General features: G+C 38.8%; 11 protein-coding genes. 8 read left to right on the top strand and 3 right to left on the bottom strand.

Annotation, left to right across the window (positions count from 1 at the left end; translation table 11 throughout):
* Nucleotides 1-44: 44 nt before the first annotated feature.
* The gene (locus tag ESV24_RS00300; protein ID WP_111813305.1) at nucleotides 45-1,271 is read right to left on the bottom strand and encodes a metallophosphoesterase; all 1,227 of its coding nucleotides are present in this window, start codon (nucleotides 1,269-1,271) and stop codon (nucleotides 45-47) included.
* A 230-nt stretch (nucleotides 1,272-1,501) separates the two neighbouring features.
* On the opposite strand from ESV24_RS00300, the gene ESV24_RS00295 reads away from it, so the two are divergent.
* The 3 genes from ESV24_RS00295 to ESV24_RS00285 all read left to right on the top strand — a co-directional run bounded on the left by ESV24_RS00295 (nucleotide 1,502) and on the right by ESV24_RS00285 (nucleotide 4,598).
* Nucleotides 1,502-3,454, top strand: a complete 1,953-nt coding sequence (locus ESV24_RS00295) for a tetratricopeptide repeat-containing sensor histidine kinase (protein ID WP_111813303.1) — start codon at nucleotides 1,502-1,504, stop codon at nucleotides 3,452-3,454.
* A 21-nt stretch (nucleotides 3,455-3,475) separates the two neighbouring features.
* Nucleotides 3,476-4,162, top strand: a complete 687-nt coding sequence (locus tag ESV24_RS00290) for a LytR/AlgR family response regulator transcription factor (protein ID WP_111813301.1) — start codon at nucleotides 3,476-3,478, stop codon at nucleotides 4,160-4,162.
* A gap of 118 nt (nucleotides 4,163-4,280) precedes the next feature.
* Nucleotides 4,281-4,598 carry a hypothetical protein gene (locus tag ESV24_RS00285; protein WP_111813299.1) on the top strand — a complete coding sequence of 106 codons (318 nt, stop codon included), beginning with the start codon at nucleotides 4,281-4,283 and terminating at the stop codon, nucleotides 4,596-4,598.
* A gap of 226 nt (nucleotides 4,599-4,824) precedes the next feature.
* Here the strand turns inward: ESV24_RS00285 and cphA are convergent, their stop codons facing one another.
* Nucleotides 4,825-7,461, bottom strand: a complete 2,637-nt coding sequence (gene cphA / locus ESV24_RS00280; protein WP_111813297.1) for a cyanophycin synthetase — start codon at nucleotides 7,459-7,461, stop codon at nucleotides 4,825-4,827.
* 96 nt (nucleotides 7,462-7,557) lie between these two features.
* Here cphA and ESV24_RS00275 point away from each other — a divergent pair, with 96 nt between their 5' ends.
* Complete coding sequence (locus ESV24_RS00275; RefSeq protein WP_111814080.1) at nucleotides 7,558-8,430, top strand: cyanophycinase; 873 nt, start codon at nucleotides 7,558-7,560, stop codon at nucleotides 8,428-8,430.
* 17 nt (nucleotides 8,431-8,447) lie between these two features.
* On the opposite strand, the gene ESV24_RS00270 is transcribed toward ESV24_RS00275, so the two are convergent.
* On the bottom strand, nucleotides 8,448-9,383 hold the full coding sequence (locus tag ESV24_RS00270; RefSeq protein ID WP_111813295.1) for an isoaspartyl peptidase/L-asparaginase family protein: 936 nt from the start codon (nucleotides 9,381-9,383) through the stop codon (nucleotides 8,448-8,450).
* A gap of 316 nt (nucleotides 9,384-9,699) precedes the next feature.
* On the opposite strand from ESV24_RS00270, the gene polA reads away from it, so the two are divergent.
* The 4 genes from polA (at nucleotide 9,700) to ESV24_RS00250 (ending at nucleotide 18,971) form a co-directional block, all read left to right on the top strand.
* Nucleotides 9,700-12,561, top strand: a complete 2,862-nt coding sequence (gene polA / locus ESV24_RS00265) for a DNA polymerase I (protein ID WP_111813293.1) — start codon at nucleotides 9,700-9,702, stop codon at nucleotides 12,559-12,561.
* A 102-nt stretch (nucleotides 12,562-12,663) separates the two neighbouring features.
* Nucleotides 12,664-14,241 carry a T9SS type A sorting domain-containing protein gene (locus ESV24_RS00260; RefSeq protein ID WP_111814078.1) on the top strand — a complete coding sequence of 526 codons (1,578 nt, stop codon included), beginning with the start codon at nucleotides 12,664-12,666 and terminating at the stop codon, nucleotides 14,239-14,241.
* Nucleotides 14,242-14,309: 68 nt separating this feature from the next.
* Entirely contained in the window at nucleotides 14,310-15,380 is a 1,071-nt protein-coding gene (locus ESV24_RS00255; protein ID WP_111813291.1) for a hypothetical protein, read from the top strand.
* A 138-nt stretch (nucleotides 15,381-15,518) separates the two neighbouring features.
* On the top strand, nucleotides 15,519-18,971 hold the full coding sequence (locus tag ESV24_RS00250) for a pyruvate carboxylase (RefSeq protein ID WP_111814076.1): 3,453 nt from the start codon (nucleotides 15,519-15,521) through the stop codon (nucleotides 18,969-18,971).
* Nucleotides 18,972-19,091 lie beyond the last annotated feature (120 nt).

Genomic DNA, 19,091 nt, shown 5'->3' with positions numbered 1-19,091 from the left:
TGTTAGTTGAACAATTGTTCTACAAATATAACATTTCCCGATTATTATACGGTATTCTGTTTCTTTTTAAGTTGTATTACGGTAATCTCTGGCCAGATGCCGACTCTTCCGGGATACCCCAAAAAGCCGAAACCGCGGTTTACATTTATATACCGTCCAAACTCCTCATAAATTCCTGCCCAATTTTTGTATCTGTATTTTATGGGGCTCCATTTAATGATGCCGGGAATCTCAATGCCAAATTGCATTCCGTGTGTATGCCCACTGAGCGTTAAATGAAAATGCCTCGGATCTTCCTTCACTTTTGACTGCCAGTGCGATGGATCGTGGCTCATCAATATTTTAAAGTCGCTATCAGAAATTCCTTCACAGGCCTTGTTGAGATCACCTGCTTGTTTAAAACCATTCTCACCCCAATTTTCAACCCCTACCAAGGCTATTTTCTGGCCATTGCGTTCTAGGTATTTGTTTTCGTTAAGCAACAAATTCCACCCCATTTCCTTTTGAAGTAATTTCAATCTCTGAAGATTTTCAGCTTTTTCCGAAGCACTTTCCCAATTAACATAGTCGCCATAATCGTGATTTCCCAGAATGGAAAATACGCCATTTGGAGCGTTTAAGGTTGAAAATAGTTGCTTCCAATCATTCATTTCCTCTGCAATGTTGTTTACCAAATCGCCCGTAAAAAGAATTACATCACTTTGCTGTTCATTTATTAGGTTCACGGCATATTCCACTTTTTTGTGGTTATCAAAACTGCCGCTGTGAATATCACTAATCTGTGTTAGCGTAAAACCGTCAAATTCATCTGGTAAGTCATCAAACTCCAGTGCGTATTTCAATACTTTATAATTGTATTTGCCTTGAATCATTCCATAAAGCAAAGATGCAAAGGGAATGGCGGCAATTCCTAAAGCAATAGTGCTCACAAATTTTCTGCGGGAAGCCATAAAACTTGTCTCGTCGCTGCCTGCTACTTTCATAAAGATTCCCACGAAAAAACGGGCTATGTCTTCCCCGAACATAAAAATGATAATAATCAATTTTGGAACAAAGACTGCGAGAAAAATTCCGAAGAAATACATTTTTGGGGGCTGCATCATTTTTGCAGTGCCCAAAAAGGAGAGCTCATAAAGCAAACCTGCCAATACTGCCAGCGAAATAAAAACGTAAAATCCATGTAACCAAGGACTTTTTGTGAGTGTTTTTACTGCCTGAAAGGCATAAATATCAACTAGAATGTAAAAGATTATGAATAGAAACCAGCGCATAGATATAAGAATTTTTAAAGGTAGTAAGTTTCAAAAAATTGAAATGGCACTTCACTTTATTTTAACGGTTTTAGCATCATTTCAAAATATTTTTTTTGAAATGCGAAAGATATTAGCTCTTCACTCTTTTTAGCTTTTTAAAAAGAAAACAGAAGATAATAGCTCTATAAATTTTAAGTTGTTGCATATGTGGTCTTTAAAGTAGTATCTTAGAAAAAGAATACAAAAACTTGAAAACCTCACTTTCGCTTCTCATCTTTATAATAGGACTCGCTGGTTTTTCGCAGGAAAAGTCAAGTGTTAATGCTGCGGTTACAGATTCCATTCTAAACGCAGCCGATAAACTCACCACAGCAGATGAAAAAGTAACCTTTTTAAGCAGAGCTACTAGTAAATTGCGCTATGGAGCGGGCAGCTTAGAACTTATAAAAAAGTCTGAAGAGATTTCAAAAAAGGCAAATACTCATAAATTGCTTGCAACAACCTATTATTACTACTCTAACTATTATTACTACAATACAAATTTAGACTCTTCGCTTTTTTACATTCAAAAATCAAAAGACTTTATTCGTGATGACGAACTCCCTTTTTTGAGATCTTCAATCTTGAATACAGAGGGCGGTGTGTATATGCTAAAAGGAGATATGCCCAGAGCGCTTGCCCTTACTCTAAAATCACAAGAATTTCTCGATAAAGTGGATACGATAAGTCTGGTGGGTGAAGAAAAAATAATTTATAAAAAAGAACGTCTTGCATCGGATAATAGCATTGCCAATTTCTACAACCAGATGGAGGAATATGAAAAAGCAAGCTATTATTATGACAAAGGCTACAAATCTGCAATGCAGGACAGCTCATTTATAGCTGCGGGAGTTTTTAGAACAAATAAAGGAGATCTCTATTTAAATACCGAAAAATATGACAAAGCCTTGGAGGCTTTTATTGAAGGCAAAGAGTTGAAAGCTAAAGGCAGGGCTCCGGAATTATTGATCGTAAATTCAGATTTAAATATTGGTATTGCCTACACAAACCTGAATAATTTTGAGAAAGCATTGCCCTATTTAAATAATGCAATTTCGTTCTACGAAAGCAGCAACATATCAGGAAAACTTGCCGAATCTCTTGCGTACAGAGGTGATCACTATTTAAAACAGAAGAAGTACGGTTTGGCAATTGCAGATTGTATAAAGGCGAAGGAAATTACTTCTTCCACTGAAAACCTTCAAGTATTCTCAAGAGCTTGCAATGGCCTGTATTTGGCTTACAAAGCAATTGGCAATTACAAGGAATCTCTTGTAAATTTTGAGCTTTACGAAGATGCGCGGGAAAAAATATTCAACGAAAAAAATATAAAAAAGCAGACAGAGCAGGAGATGCAGTTTCAGTTCAACAAAACTTCGGCCTTGAAAAATGCCGAAATTGTAGCTCGCAAAAAAGAAAGCCAACTCTATTCCATACTTTCAGTAATTGGGTTTTTGTTTGCCGCGTTCCTTGGGTTTTTCTTCTATAAAAACAGAAAGAAAAATTTGGTTTTGGCGAAGCAGAAAAATTTATTGGAAGTAACCATAGACGAAAAAAACGTGCTATTGAAGGAAACCCACCACCGCGTAAAAAACAGTTTTCAGATAGTCTCTTCTCTTTTATATCTTCAGTCCGAAAATATGGAAGATAAAGAGGCACAAATAGCACTTCGCGAAGCACAGAATAGGGTCCGCTCCATGGTTTTGATTCATCAGCGACTTTACAATAAAGACCAATTAGTAGGTATTGACAGCAAAGAATATTTAGAAGCATTGACGAAAGATATTTTTGAGACGCACCAATTCAAAAGCGAAATATTGCCTTACAAACTGAATATAGAATCTATTGTGCTGAGCATTGAAACCATTACCCCTATCGGTCTTATTTTGAATGAATTGATAGTAAACGTGTTGAAACACGCATATACTAGCATCACTCCGGAAAGTGTTCTTTATGTAGAATTCAGAAAAAAGGATGACGAAATTCTTTTAAAAGTTAAAGACAACGGAAAAGGTTTTGAAGGCGAAATAAAAGATACTTCCTTCGGAATAAAACTGATGAATGCACTTTCAAAAAAACTGAGAGCAACTTTAAATTATACTTCATCCGAAAACAAAGGAACCGAGGTGATTTTAAACATAAAAAAGTTTGAAATACTCTAGAAACTTAAATAAAAAACCATTTTGGGCAAACTGAAAATTTATATTGTGGAAGATGATCCACTTATTGCTTTTACTATTGAAACAGCTTTAAAAAAGCAAGGATATAGCATATGTGGAATCACAGATAATTTTGAAGAAGCTCTTGAAGGAATTAGTAAAAATAATCCGCAACTTGTACTCGTGGACATTCAACTGGACGGAGAAAAGGACGGGGTTCACCTTGCCGAAAAGCTTGATACATTAAAAATTCCTTATTTATATTTAACTTCCCAAACTGATCCACACACCATACAAAGAGTAAAAGAAACGCGGCCGTTGGGATACATTGTAAAACCTTTTACTGAAAATGGCTTAAGAAGCAATATTGAAATTGCCTGGAATAATTATAAAAACGATGAAGAATATCTCAGCTTTTCAGCAAACAACGAACTTTATAAAATTAGGCAATCACAAATACTTTATCTAAAAGCATTTGACAATTATTGTTATGTGATTACCCAAGAACGGGAATATTTAGTTCCAAAAACACTAAAATTTCTGGCCGCCCAACTCAATGCGGAAAAATTCACCAAAACACATCGCTCCTATTTTGTGAATCTCCTAAAAATCGACGCATTGCGAATCGATTCCCTGCTCATCAACGGTTTTGAAATTCCTGTAAGCAATTCTAAAAAAACGACACTCAAACAATTGCTACAGAGTAAATAAGCGTCGTTCACTAGAAAAAACATCCCTTTCACTAAAAAGTTCCGATAGTTTTTGCGTAACAGTCTATATTCGAGATGTATTAGCTCCCCCGATACATTTTTAATCAAAAAATTTTAAGATGAATAACGCATTAATTTACATAACAGCAGGGGCACTTTTTGATACGTTCGGGGATTTACTGATGAAAAATTGGGTTGTCAACAACAGCAAAATGTATTTTGCAGGAGGAATGTTGTTTTATGTTGTAGGCCTGAGTTTTTTGGCTTACAGTTTCACTTTTAAAAACATAGTTGTAGCATCGGTTCTCTTTTTAATAGTAAATGTAATTCTGCTTTCATTAGTAAACTGGCTGGTATATAGCGAAGTACTTTCACATAAGGAAATTGCAGGACTCTGCCTTGGGCTAATGGCGATTGTTTTATTTGAATACAATTGAAAAAACGTTCCTGAAAGAACACAACAATTGAAGCTTTTCAATTGTTATAATGAAGAAAGCCACAGTGAGGTGTGGCTTTCTTTTAATAATATTTTAATAATACTGAATTAAGAAAAGGATAATAGTCGACTATTATATTTGTCGTGAAATCAGTCCTGATCAAATTGTTTTCATTTTTCAGTGTTAAAGAGAAAAGTCGCTTTTGAGGAGGAGCGGCTTTTGCTTTTTATTGTGCAAAAATCATTTCGCCCTTACTTTCCTGCTCTTTAAATTTCATAACAAGTTCTAAGGCATCTGGAATTACATCGCTACAACAAATAATGAGCGAGCCTTTTAATGCATTTTTTACAGCATGGGTAATAGCTTCTTTTTCTGAAGGGATAATGGTAGTTTTCTTGTTTGGATCCTTCATTTTAATACCGTCATTGAGCATTTTGATGAGCGATTCCTCAGACTTTCCGCGCAAATGTTTGTCTTGACGAATAATTATTTCGTCAAACATTTCAGCGGCAATGCTTCCCAATTCGTTGGTGTCTTCTTCCCTTCTATCGCCCACTCCGGCTATAATACCTACTTTAATTGTAGCTTCCAGGCTATCCGTAAACTTTTGAAGCGCTCGCATTCCAGCCGGGTTGTGTGCATAATCAAGTAAGATGCTGAAATTTTCGAACTTGAAAAGATTCAATCTCCCCGGTGTTTGCGAAGGCGATGGGATAAAGGTTTCCAAACCTACTTTCATATCTTCTATACTTATACCGCGCACATTTGCCGCAATGATTGCTGGAAGAACATTCTGAATCATAAAAGTTGCTTTCCCGCCAAAAGTTAGAGGAATATTTTCGACTTTCATAATCCGCATTTTCCAGGTACCCCGGCACAGTGTAACATATCCATTTTCATAAATAGCGGTAATACCTCCCAGTTTTTGAAGTGCTTTTATACGCGGGTTTTCTTCATCCATGGAGAAAAGTGCGAGGTTGCAATTAATAGTTCTTCGCATTTCGTAAACCAGGTCGTCATCAGCATTCAATATTGCATAACCATCTGGTAAAACAGTTTCTGGAATTACACCTTTTACTTTTGCAAGTTGCTCAACTGTGTGTATTCCCTTCAATCCCAAATGGTCACCTGAAACGTTGGTTACAATACCCACATCACATTTTTTGAAACCGAGTCCTGCGCGAAGCAGGCCGCCACGGGCACATTCCAAAACGGCAAAGTTTACCGTTGGGTCTTTCAATACAAATTCTGCACTTGCGGGACCGGTACAGTCGCCTTTCATCAATAATCTATTTTGAATGTACACGCCATCGCTGGTGGTATAGCCCACTCTGTAACCTTTCATTTTTGCCATGTGGGCAATCAATCGTGTGGTTGTGGTTTTTCCATTGGTTCCAGTAATTGCGATTATCGGGATTCTTCCAGTACCACCTTGCTGCGGAAAAAGCTTGTCAACAACTGGTGCGGCGACATTCCGCGGTAAACCTGATGTGGGCGCCAAGTGCATTCTAAATCCTGGACCCGCATTAACTTCCAAAACTGCGCCTCCGGTTTCATTTAATGGCTGACTTATATCTGTGGTCATGATATCAATTCCACAAATATCGAGGTCTATTATTTTCGAAATCCGTTCCGCCATGGATACGTTTGCAGGATGTACTATATCCGTTACATCCTCTGCCGTACCTCCTGTGCTAAGGTTTGCCGTATCTTTTAAAAGCAATCTTTCACCTTCTGCCAATACGGAATCAATTGTATAACCTTTGGCAGCGATAATGGTTTTAGTGAGGTCGTTTATGGTAATTTGGGTTAGAACATTCTCGTGTCCGTAACCCCGTCGCGGATCTTGATTTACAGTTATAACCAGTTCTTCAATAGTTGATTTTCCATCACCTATAACGTGTGCGGGAGTTCTTTTTGCTGCTGCTACCAATACATTATTTATTACCAAAAGCCTATAGTCTTCCCCAGTAATATATTTTTCAATGATAACTTTTGAAGATATGTTTTGTGCAGCCCTAAAGGCTACCAATGCTTCTTCATAAGTTTTAATGTTCACCGTAATTCCCCTTCCGTGGTTGCCATCTATTGGTTTAACCACCAATGGAAATCCTACATAACGGCAGGCTTCTTCCAAGCTGCTTTCACGTGAAATAATATCGCCTCGCGGTACTTCCACTTGCGCCTGTTCCAACAAGAATTTTGTGTCTTCCTTATCACAGGCCAATTCCACCCCAATACTGCTGGTTTCACTGGTTACGGTGGCCTGTATGCGTTTTTGGTTGGCACCGTAACCCAACTGGCATAGTGAGTATTTATTTAATCGTATCCAAGGGATTCCCCTAGCCGCGGCTTCTTCTACAATTGAACCCGTACTAGGCCCCAACCGCTCGGCTTCACGTAATTCCCGCATTTTTTGGATATCAGCATCCAGATCATAATCATCTGCTGAAATTAATGCGTTACAAATTTTTACTGCAGCTTCGGCAGCGTATCGGCCCACGTTTTCCTCCATATATGAAAAAACCACATTATAAACTCCAGTTTCCCCATACCCGCGTGTTCTTCCAAAACCTGTGTCCATCCCCGCAATAGTCTGAATTTCTAACGCAATATGCTCAATAATGTGGCCCATCCAAGTTCCTTCTTCCACCCGTTGAAAAAAACCGCCAGGTTCACCAACAGAACATCTATGCCCATACATACTTGGAAACATGGTTTTTAACCTATCAATAAATCCCGGGATTTTATTTGAAGGATAATTCTCCATTTCCTCAAGGTCCAGGACCATTACTATTAATTTATGACGACGAATGGACCAGTAATTTGGTCCTCGCATTGCGTTGATTTCTCTAATTCGCATAAGTTGACGGATTTGTTAGTTTGGTTCGAATTTGATAAATATATGACTAATTTTTATAACAATTACCGTATTTTTGACCCCAAATCAAATAAATTCATGAGCGTAAAAGGCACCCTAATCCCCATAGGTGGAAATGAAGACAAAGGAAACGGCGAAAACGAAAGATATACTTTAGAATATATACAGGATGGTATTCTTTCACGTGTGGTTCGTGAAAGTGGCGGCGTTAAAGCCACTATAATTGTTATACCAACTGCCTCTAGTATTCCGGTGGAAGTAAGCGAAAATTATCTTAATGCTTTTAATAAACTGGACTGCAATAATGTTCATATTATGGACATTAGAAGTCGGGAGGAAGCCGAAAATCCAGACTTTTTGGAGCTGATGAAAAAAGCCAACTGCGTTATGTTTTCTGGTGGCGATCAGTCAAAAATTGTAAAGTACATTGGCGGCACTCAATTGCACGAAATTATTAGGGAAAAATACCAAAGTGAAAATTTCATTATTGCAGGCACAAGCGCCGGAGCAATGTGCATGAGTCAAGAAATGATTAAAGGTGGAGGAATTAAAGAAGCCTTTACCAAAGGTGCGGTTTTGATGGGAGAAGGCATGGGCTTTATTCCGAATTTGATAATAGATTCACACTTTATACGTCGTGGGCGCTTTGGAAGGCTTGCAGAAGCCGTTGCCCGTTTCCCCAAACTCATCGGCATTGGTTTGGCGGAAGATACCGGACTCGTTATCAAAAAGTGCAATATTGTTGAAGTGATTGGCTCAGGAATGGTCATCCTTTTTGACCCAAGAAAATTGAAGCACAACAATCAAGCATTGGTTGAAAACGGCACGCCAATGTCCCTCAATAATTTAAAAACACATATTCTGGCAAACGGCGACCGTTTCGATATTAAGAAAAATAAACTTAAAATATCACCGCATCATATTCGGGTTATTGAATCTCAAACTTTATAGTTTAGGAATTAGTCAAATTAATCTTTATAAATTCCAATCTCTTTTTTTTCTTCAGAAGTTTTGAAGGCGCGGTACATTCCTTCGGTGTTGAAGGGCATTGCTATATTTCCCTTTGCGTCCACGGCAATTAGGCCGCCGTCGCCGCCAATTTCTAAAACACGCTTGTTTATTACTTCGGAAGCAGCTTCCACCAAAGTCATTCCCTTATATTCCATCAAGCAGGAAACATCGTAAGCAACCACGCCGCGAATAAAAAATTCACCACTGCCTGTGCAGCTTACCGCACAGGTTTTGTTGTTTGCGTAGTTTCCTACGCCAATCATCGGGCTATCTCCCACGCGTCCCCAGCGTTTATTGGTCATTCCACCAGTTGAGGTTGCGGCGGCAATATTTCCACTTTTATCGCAAGCTACTGCGCCTACGGTTCCAAACTTGCCTTCTTTTTTCATACTGTGATCCAGCTCGAATTTATCGCTATCTTTTATGTTTTGCCACTGCTGATATCTGTGTTCATCATAAAAATATTCTGGAGTTTCTAGTGTATAGTCTAAACTTTTCGCAAAACGCATAGCACCTTCCCCAGCGAGAAAAACGTGATCGGTTTTATCCATTACGTCCCGTGCTAAAGAGATAGGATTTTTAATTCCTGTTATTAATGAAACAGCGCCTGCATCCCGAGTCTTGCCGTCCATAATTGCAGCATCCATTTCGTGGGTACCGTCATTTGTAAAAACACTTCCCTTTCCAGCGTTGAAAAGCGGCGAGTCTTCCAAATTGTTAACGGCAGTTTCAACAGCATCCATTGCACTTCCGCCGTTTTCAAGAATTGCATATCCTTTTTCTAGAGCTTCATTTAAAGCAGCTTTATACTCCTCTTCCTTTTCAGGGGTCATCAACCCTTTTACCAGTGTCCCAGCGCCGCCGTGGATTACCATTGAATATTTTTTATTCATTGTTCATGCCCGCGAAGGCGGGTATCTTTTAATTAATAATTCTTAATAAGTTTGACAAAAGTACGCTTTGGTTTTAAATTTTGAAGCGTTAAAACCTGTCAGGTTTCAAAAACCTGACAGTTCTGGGAAAGGATTTTTCTTTTTCAAAGAAAACCCTTCATTTGTGAAGTGTTCTTTTTATTTTTGAAGCTAAACAAATGTCACCTTGAGCGCAGTCGAAACGCTTTCAAGTTCTGAATTTCCTTTGGCCTTCGACTTCAGTTTATCCTGAGCGTAGCCGAAGGACTCAGGCTGACGCTATTTTCAAATAAAAACTATGTCCACCCAAAAACGCCTTTTTCTTCTCGATGCATACGCCCTTATTTTTCGCGGGTATTACGCACTTATAAAAAACCCAACCATCAATAGCAAAGGGCAGGATACCTCAGCAATTATGGGTTTTCTCAATTCGCTTTTTGATGTTATACGCCGCGAACGGCCAGATCATTTGGCGGTTTGCTTTGACAAAGATGGCAGCGCCGAACGTACCGAAATGTTCGCAGATTATAAGGCAAATCGCGATGCCACGCCAGATGTGATAAAGCAATCTATACCCATTATTCAGGAAATAATTAAGGCAATGCACATTCCCTGCGTAGAACTTTCAGGTTTGGAGGCGGACGATATTATAGGGACGCTTGCACAGCAGGCGGAAAAACAGGGCTATCAGGTTTTTATGGTTACGCCCGACAAGGATTTTGGACAGTTGGTTTCAGAAAACATTTTTATGTATCGCCCAGCGCGAATGGGCAACGCCATTGAAATTTGGGGAATTCCAGAAGTGCAGAAGCGTTTTGGTGTAGAGCGCCCAGAACAGGTTATTGATTATTTGGGAATGATGGGCGATGCCAGCGATAATATTCCCGGGCTGCCCGGTGTGGGTGAAAAAACCGCGAAAAAATTTATTGCAGAATTCGGCACAATGGAAAATCTTTTGGCAAATACGCACAAGCTGAAAGGCAAAATGAAAGAGAAGATTGAAGAAAATGCTGAACTGGGTATACTTTCAAAAAAGCTTGCAACCATTTGCGTAACTTGTGATGTAACCTTCAATGAAAAAGATTACGAACTCTCCATGCCCGATGGCGAAAAAGTGCAACAGATTTTCGAAGAGTTAGAATTTAGAAGACTGAAAGAACAATTTCTGAAATTGTTTTCCGAAGAAGGCGCTTCGGAAAGAGTTACACAGATTTCAAATTCTCAATCTTCTAAAAACCTATCTTCCCCCCTCGGGGGGGATCGAGGGGGGACTGCAGGAACCGGTCAATTTTCCCTCTTTGGTGGCGATGGCGAAACTTCCGAAGAAATAAAAGATTACAACTCCCGCGCTACGATTGAAAACACGGAGCATTTTTACCAAACTGTACAGCCGGGAATGGGCACCAAGCTTTTTCTTCAAAATTTAATGAAGCAGAAAAGTGTGTGTTTTGATACCGAAACCACAGGTTTGAATCCGCTGGAGGCAGAATTAGTTGGCATCGCTTTTTCTTGGGAAAAGGGAAAAGGTTTTTATATTCCTTTCGCCGAAAACAAAGAAGAAGCACAACAACTTTTGGAAGAACTCCGCCCATTTTTTGAAGACGAATCTATTCAGAAAATTGGTCAGAATTTGAAATACGACATTAAGGTTTTGGCTAAATACAACATTTCAGTAAAAGGAAAATTGTTTGATACCATGCTTGCGCATTATTTGATAAACCCAGATATGCGCCACAATATGGACGTTTTGAGTGAAACGTATCTTAATTATACACCTGTTTCCATAACAGAACTGATTGGCAAAAAAGGCAAAAACCAATTAAATATGCGCGATGTGGAAGTGGAAAAACAAACCGAATATGCCGTTGAGGATGCAGATGTAACATTTCAGCTAAAAGAGCATTTCGAAAAAGAATTGGGTGAAGCAAATACCCAAAAACTCTTTGATGAAATTGAAGTGCCATTGCTCCGCGTTTTGGCAGCTATGGAACTGGAGGGAATAAATCTTGACGAGGAATTTCTGAGAAAACTCTCCGTGGAATTGGATAAAGACATTCTTCAACTTGAAAAAAATATTTACGAAGAAGCTGATGAAACTTTCAACATTGCATCACCAAAGCAGTTGGGCGATATACTTTTCGGAAAATTAAAATTAATTGATAAACCGAAAAAAACCAAAACAGGCCAATATTCTACTGCAGAAGATACGCTTTCCTATTTGGCAAAAGACCACAAAATAATTCGTGATGTTTTGGAATATCGCGGTCTTGCAAAACTAAAAAGTACTTATGTGGATGCGCTGCCGGAACAAGTTGAAAAAGCGACTGGCCGCGTGCATACAGATTATATGCAGACCGTTGCAGCAACTGGACGCTTGAGCAGCAACAATCCAAACCTTCAAAATATCCCAATTAGAACCGAACGCGGACGTGAAGTACGAAAAGCTTTCATCCCGAGAAACGAAGATTACGTTTTGATGGCGGCGGATTATTCGCAAATAGAACTTCGTATTATCGCTGCTTTGAGTGAAGAGGATAATATGATTGAAGCCTTTAAAAATGGCGAGGATATTCACGCCTCTACCGCTGCAAAGGTTTTTAATGTGCCGTTAAGTGAAGTAACCCGCGAACAAAGAAGCAACGCCAAAACCGTAAACTTTGGGATTATTTATGGCGTTTCCGCCTTTGGCCTGAGCAATCAAACCAATCTTTCCCGTGGCGAGGCTAAGGATTTGATTGATACTTATTATAAAACCTATCCAAAACTTCGCAATTACATAAGCGAACAAATACAATTTGCCCGTGAAAACGGTTATGTAGAAACCGTTATGGGCCGAAGACGCTATCTAAAAGACATAAACGGAAGCAATCAAGTAGTGCGTGGCGCCGCAGAGCGAAACGCCGTGAACGCACCAATACAGGGAAGCGCGGCGGACATCATCAAAATTGCGATGATAAACATCCACAAAAAACTGGAAGCGGAGAACTATAAAAGCAAGATGCTTTTGCAAGTACACGATGAACTTGTTTTCGATGCCTACAAACCTGAGCTGGAAAAACTAAAAACGATGGTGAAGCACGAAATGGAGAACGCCTATAAACTTACCGTTCCATTGGATGTAGATTTGGGTGTTGGGGAGAATTGGTTGGAGGCGCACTAGACGCCTTGGGGCGAAAATTCCAAAATAACAAATTCCAAAAATCCATATTTCCTTTTTGTGAATTATATATATTGTAACCCGAAAATCCTAATGAACTTTATTATGAAAAAAATAATTATCCTTTTAGCGCTATTGCTTTCCACTTTTGCTATTTACGCCCAAGACCCAAATATCCTCTGGCAGCGGACCATTGGGGGAAGTGAAGAGGAATATTTAAATGATTTTAAAGAAACTCCTGATGGAGGCTTTATTTTCGGCGGTGCTTCCCAATCTGACATTTCAGGAGACAAAACGGATGGCTCCAACGGGTATATTGATACTTGGATAATAAAAACCGATTCCGATGGAGTCATTGAATGGCAGAATTCTATCGGCGGAAACGGTTATGACGATTTACATTCTCTAGAATTTACTCCCGATGGTGGATTTATTGCCTGCGGAGAATCAACTTCAGACATTTCTGGTGATAAAACTGAAAATTCGAGAGGTTTAGATGACTATTGGATTGTGAAACTTGACACTTCTGGAAATGTAGAATGGGACAAAACTATTGGAGGGAGTGATTCTGAAAGCCTCCCCCAAATTAGAGTCGCAAACGATGGTTATTTTATAAGTGGAGGTTCAAGGTCAAATATTTCTGGGGACAAGACCGAAAACGCAATTGGGGAAGATGATTATTGGCTATTAAAGTTAGACCTTTCAGGGAATATTGTTTGGCAGAAAACTATCGGGGGATCATCATCTGATTCATTTTCTACGATGGTATTAACTTCAGATGGCGGTTGTATTCTTGGAGGATATTCAGACTCAAATATTTCTGGAAATAAAACTGAAAATTCAAAAGGCGAATATGATTATTGGATTATCAAATTAAGTTCTTCTGGAACCATTGAGTGGGACAAAACAATCGGAGGAAGTCAAACAGATGTTCTAAATTCTGTAATTCAAACGTCAGATAACGGGTTTCTATTATCAGGCAGATCCTCATCAGATATTTCGGGCGATAAAACTGAAGATTCATTAGGTAGTTCAGATTTTTGGATTGTTAAACTAAATTCTTCCGGTAATTTAGAATGGCAAAATACTATTGGGGGCAATGATATTGATCAAGCATATTCTGCAAACCAAACCTCCGATGGCGGCTATATTATAGGTGGTTTCTCCCGGTCTGATATTTCAGGCGATAAAACTGAAAATGGGCAAGGCAATTTCGATTGTTGGTTAGTTAAAATAAATAACGTTGGTATAATTGAATGGCAAAATACAATCGGTGGTAGTGAAATTGATGGGATAACATCAGTTATTCAAGCTTCAGACGGAAACTATATATTGGGTGGAAACTCACAATCGAACATCTCTGGCGATAAAACAGAAAATTCTAGAGGAGGACAAGATTACTGGATCATAAAACACGCCCAAACATTAGGCCTCGAAGAAAACCCCTTTTCCTCAGTAATAACCCTCTACCCCAACCCCACAAAAAACATTTTACAGCTCAATACACAAGACAAAACCATAGACCAAGTAAACATTTATACAATGACGGGCAGCAAAGTTTTGCAACTAGAAGTAGATACAGTTTCTCCAACCGTGGATGTCTCCCGTTTGGCTTCCGGTGTTTATTATGTGCAGCTGTATTCTGGGAAGAATGTGGCTTTGAAAAAGTTTGTTAAGGAATAATTCTGAATTTAGAATTCAGAATTCAGAATTATGAAAATCCATATCTTTATAAAATATTTCCCGCTGCTATGGAGAACAATGACAACAAACTCATTTCAAAAAAGAAACCCGCCTATCCCATTACGGACGAGCTTTTAAAATACCTTACCCGTCACGGAAGGACTATAAAAATTCCTATTTATTACGACGATTTGTTGCGTTTTCAAGGCTCGGTTTCTGTATTCGACAAAAACGGAAATGACACCTTATGGGTTAGCGTTTACTATTCTGAATTTGAAACCGAAGAGATTAACTTAAGTCTGAAGAAAGTGTATTCCATTTTACACTCTGACGGAAGTGACACTATTTTTCCCTACCTTAATATAGACAATATTGATTTTTGCACCTTCGGAAACTCCAAGCCATTTAGAATAAAAGTGCGGAATATTCTAAATGATAATTACCTATATCTATACATTAAAAAGGCCGATGCTTCGCGCATATATGGATTAGAATTAGAAGATTTACTTTCGCCAAACCACATTAACTTTTTGGTTCGAAAAAACACTTTAATAGAAGAACACATTTCGGGTATTCCAGGAGACGATTTTATAATCAATCATCTAGACAATTGCTCACACCGTGATAAAATGGAAATTGCCAAAGAATTTGTAAAATTCAACGAGCGTTGCTTCGTGCGCTTATTGGGCGATATGCGCTCCTACAATTATGTTATGGTGCTAACACACGATTTTGACCGAATTCAATATAGAATTCGCGCCCTGGATTTTGACCAACAAAGTTATGAAGGAAATGCCAAGGTCTACAAACCACAGTTTCTAAAAGAAAACAATAAGTTAGTAGAAATGACCTCGCAACTTTTACAGCAAACCTCCATAGATCAGTATATTGGCGAGGAACGATCTCTGTTAGCAAAACGCGCTACAAGTATGAAGAAAAGATTAAAAGGTTTGATGAGTTGTATGAAAAACGATACTATCTCTTCTCCCGAAAAAGTAAAACAATTGAAAATGGATCTTTTTGAACTAACCGGCGATGTAAAATTTAAAAAGGCACGCAATATGGGCGAAGTAGTGCAAAGCGCTCTAGATTTTGTAATCCGAAATTATAAAAGCGAAAACCCTTATATTCTCTCATAATTCACAAAGTTTTATGTGAAATGATATTGATACCGCCTACCTTTTAGGTATTTTAATAAAAATTGATTTGTTATACTATGCGCGCATAGTATTTGCTATCTTTAACACGGTGTTTCTAATTTTAAAAAAATGTCTTCCATGAAAATTAAAAAAGTATTAGTGGCCAATCGCGGCGAAATAGCCATACGGGTGCTACGTGCCTGTGCAGAAATTAACTTGAAAACAGTTGCCATTTACACCTATGAAGACCGCTATTCGCAACACCGCTACAAAGCCGATGAATCTTACCAAATAGGCGAAAACGACCAACCTTTAAAACCATATCTGGACGGCAATGCCATCATTGCTTTGGCAAAATTGAAACAAGTGGACGCCATCCATCCCGGATATGGATTTTTATCTGAAAATTCCGAATTCGCTCGTAACTGCGCCAAAAACGGCATCATATTTATAGGTCCGGACCCGAAGGTTATGGACGCTTTGGGCGATAAAATCACGGCTAAAAAAATTGCTGAAAAATGCAATGTTCCCATAATACAAAGCAACACCAAAAAACTTACTGATCTCAAAATCGCGCTTTCCGAAGCAAAAACCATCGGTTATCCCCTCATGCTAAAAGCAGCCTCTGGCGGCGGCGGACGCGGGATGCGAATAATTCGAACTAAAGAAGATTTAAATAACAATTTTGAATCTGCCCGTAGCGAATCACTCAATGCGTTTGGCGATGATACTATGTTTTTAGAAAAATACGTAGAAGACCCGAAGCACTTGGAAGTACAGATTGTTGCAGATAACCATGGCAATATTCGGCATTTATTTGAGCGCGACTGCTCTGTGCAACGTAGACATCAAAAAGTAGTAGAAATTGCACCGTCTTTTAATGTTTCAGAAAAAGTAAAACAGGATTTATACAAATACGCCATTCAGATTGCGGAAGAAGTAAAATACAATAATGTAGGTACTGTAGAATTTTTGGTAGATAAAGAAGACAATGTTTTCTTTATCGAGGTAAACCCAAGAATACAAGTAGAACACACGGTCACCGAGATGGTAACGGGCATTGACCTTATAAAAACCCAGATTTTTGTTGCCGGCGGTTACAAACTTTCAGATACACAGATAAAAATCTACGATCAGGAATCACTCGCCACCTATGGTTTTGCAATGCAATGCCGTTTAACAACGGAAGATCCCGAAAACAATTTTACTCCAGATTACGGCACTATTACCACCTACAGAAGTGCTTCAGGAATGGGTATTCGCTTAGATGCGGGAAGTATTTACCAATCATACAGCGTTAGCCCTTTTTTCGATTCCATGCTTGTAAAAGTATCAGCTCACGGACGAACTTTGGATGGTGCAGTGCGTAAAATGGTGCGTGCTTTAAAAGAATTTCGCATTCGTGGGGTGAAAACCAATATTCATTTTCTTCAAAACGTAATTCAGAATGAAACCTTTAGAGAAGGGAAGGCAACCGTTAATTTTATAGCCAATACGCCTTCCTTATTTGATATAAAACTTCCGCAGGACCGTACTTCAAAAATTGTGAATTATTTAGGTGAAGTAATTGTAAACGGAAATCCAGATGTAAAGGCTTTCGATAAAAATAGAATTTTCAGAACTCCAAAAATCCCAAAGTTCGATCCCGAAAAAGGCTATCCGAAAGGAACAAAAGATATGCTTACGGAAATGGGTCCAGAAAAATTCTGCGCTTGGCTGAAGGATGAAAAAAGGATACATTATACAGACACAACCATTCGTGACGCCCACCAATCTTTATTAGCAACGCGAATGCGAACTTATGATATGCTCCAAGTTGCGGAGAGCTTTGCCAAAAACCACCCCAACACCTTTAGTATTGAAATGTGGGGCGGCGCAACTTTTGATGTTTGTCTGCGTTTTTTAAACGAAAGCCCGTGGACGCGTTTGCGGGAGCTTCGCAAATTAATGCCGAATATACTCTTCCAAATGTTGCTGCGCGGTTCTAATGGCGTGGGTTACAAAGCGTATCCCGATAATTTAATTGAAAAATTCATTGAAACTTCCTGGGAAAATGGAATAGATATTTTCAGAATATTCGATTCGTTAAACTGGGTAAAAGCGATGGAACCGAGTATCAATTTCGTTCGAAACAAAACAGGCGGAATTGCAGAAGCGGCCATAAGTTACACGGGTGATATTCTCGATCCAAAAGAAAAAAAGTACACTTTAAAATATTACACCCAACTGGCAAAAGACCTTGAAAATGCAGGCGCTCATATGATTGCCATTAAAGATATGGCCGGACTTTTAAAACCTTATGCGGCGGCAGAATTGGTATCAGCATTAAAGGACACTGTGAAAATTCCGCTGCATCTTCATACGCACGACACTTCCTCAATTCAATCTGCAACTTATTTAAAAGCTATTGAAGCGAGCGTTGATGTTGTGGACGTGGCTTTGGGGGGACTTTCAGGACTTACCTCCCAGCCCAATTTCAACTCTATTGTAGAAATGATGCGCAATCAACCGCGCGAAAATAAGTTCGATATAAATAAGTTGAACGAATTTTCAAACTATTGGGAAGATGTGCGCGAAATGTACTATCCTTTTGAGTCTGGCCTAAAAGCAGGAACTGCGGAAGTTTACCAGCATGAAATCCCTGGCGGACAATATTCAAATTTACGTCCGCAAGCCGAAGCGCTTGGTTTAGGCGATCGTTTTGATGATGTGAAAAAAATGTATGCTCAAGTAAATGGAATGTTCGGCAATTTGGTAAAAGTTACCCCAAGCTCCAAAGTAGTGGGCGATATGGCCATTTTTATGGTTACTAATAATCTCACTCCAGAAGATGTTATGGAACGTGGAGAGGATATTTCTTTCCCAGAATCTGTCATCAATTTCTTTAAGGGTGATCTAGGGCAACCTTTGGGCGGATTTCCGAAGAAACTTCAAAAGATAATTCTGAAAAACAACAAGTCTTATACCGACAGACCCAATGCACATTTAGAACCTATAGACTTTGATTCAGAATTTAAAGTATTTAGTAAAAAATTCCAACAAGGTTTTACAAGGCCTATAGAGTTTGAAGATTTTCTGTCCTATAGTTTATATCCTCGGGTTTTTGAAGATGCCCACGAGAAATATAAAAAGTACGGAAATGTTGCCATTCTTTCCACAATAAATTACTTCTACGGAATGAGGCTTCAGGAAGAGGCAATTATTGAACTGGAACCAGGGAAATCTATTATTGTAAAACTGCTTTCGGTAGGGATTCCTAACGATGATGGAGTTCGTATTGTTTTCTTTTCTGTAAACGGCGAAAATCGATTTATAGAAATTAAAGACAAATCGATAAAAGTGGAAAAAGAAGTTCACGTAAAGATTGATCCGCAGGACACCAATCAATACGGCGCACCATTGCAGGGAAGTCTTTATAAAATCTTAGTGAAAAAAGGTCAGGAAATAAAAAAGAACGATCATCTTTTTATTATTGAAGCTATGAAAATGGAAACCACTATTACAGCAAACAAAGCTGGGAAAGTAAAATCCATATCGTTAAAGCCCGGAACGATGGTTATGAAAGATGATTTAATTGTGACTTTGGAATAATTTTGAAAACGAAATCGAAACTAAAATCGAAATCGAAACTTCTGCTAAACTAAGTAACTAAAATATTGGAATCGAAATCTTCGCGTCTTTGCGTGCAAAATTTTCTCTCGCAAAGCCGCA

The organism is Aequorivita lipolytica, assembly GCF_007997135.1.
GTDB lineage: Bacteria > Bacteroidota > Bacteroidia > Flavobacteriales > Flavobacteriaceae > Aequorivita > Aequorivita lipolytica.
The sequence above is the reverse complement of the archived record's forward strand: the minus strand, read 5'-3'. Positions and strand labels throughout refer to the sequence as shown.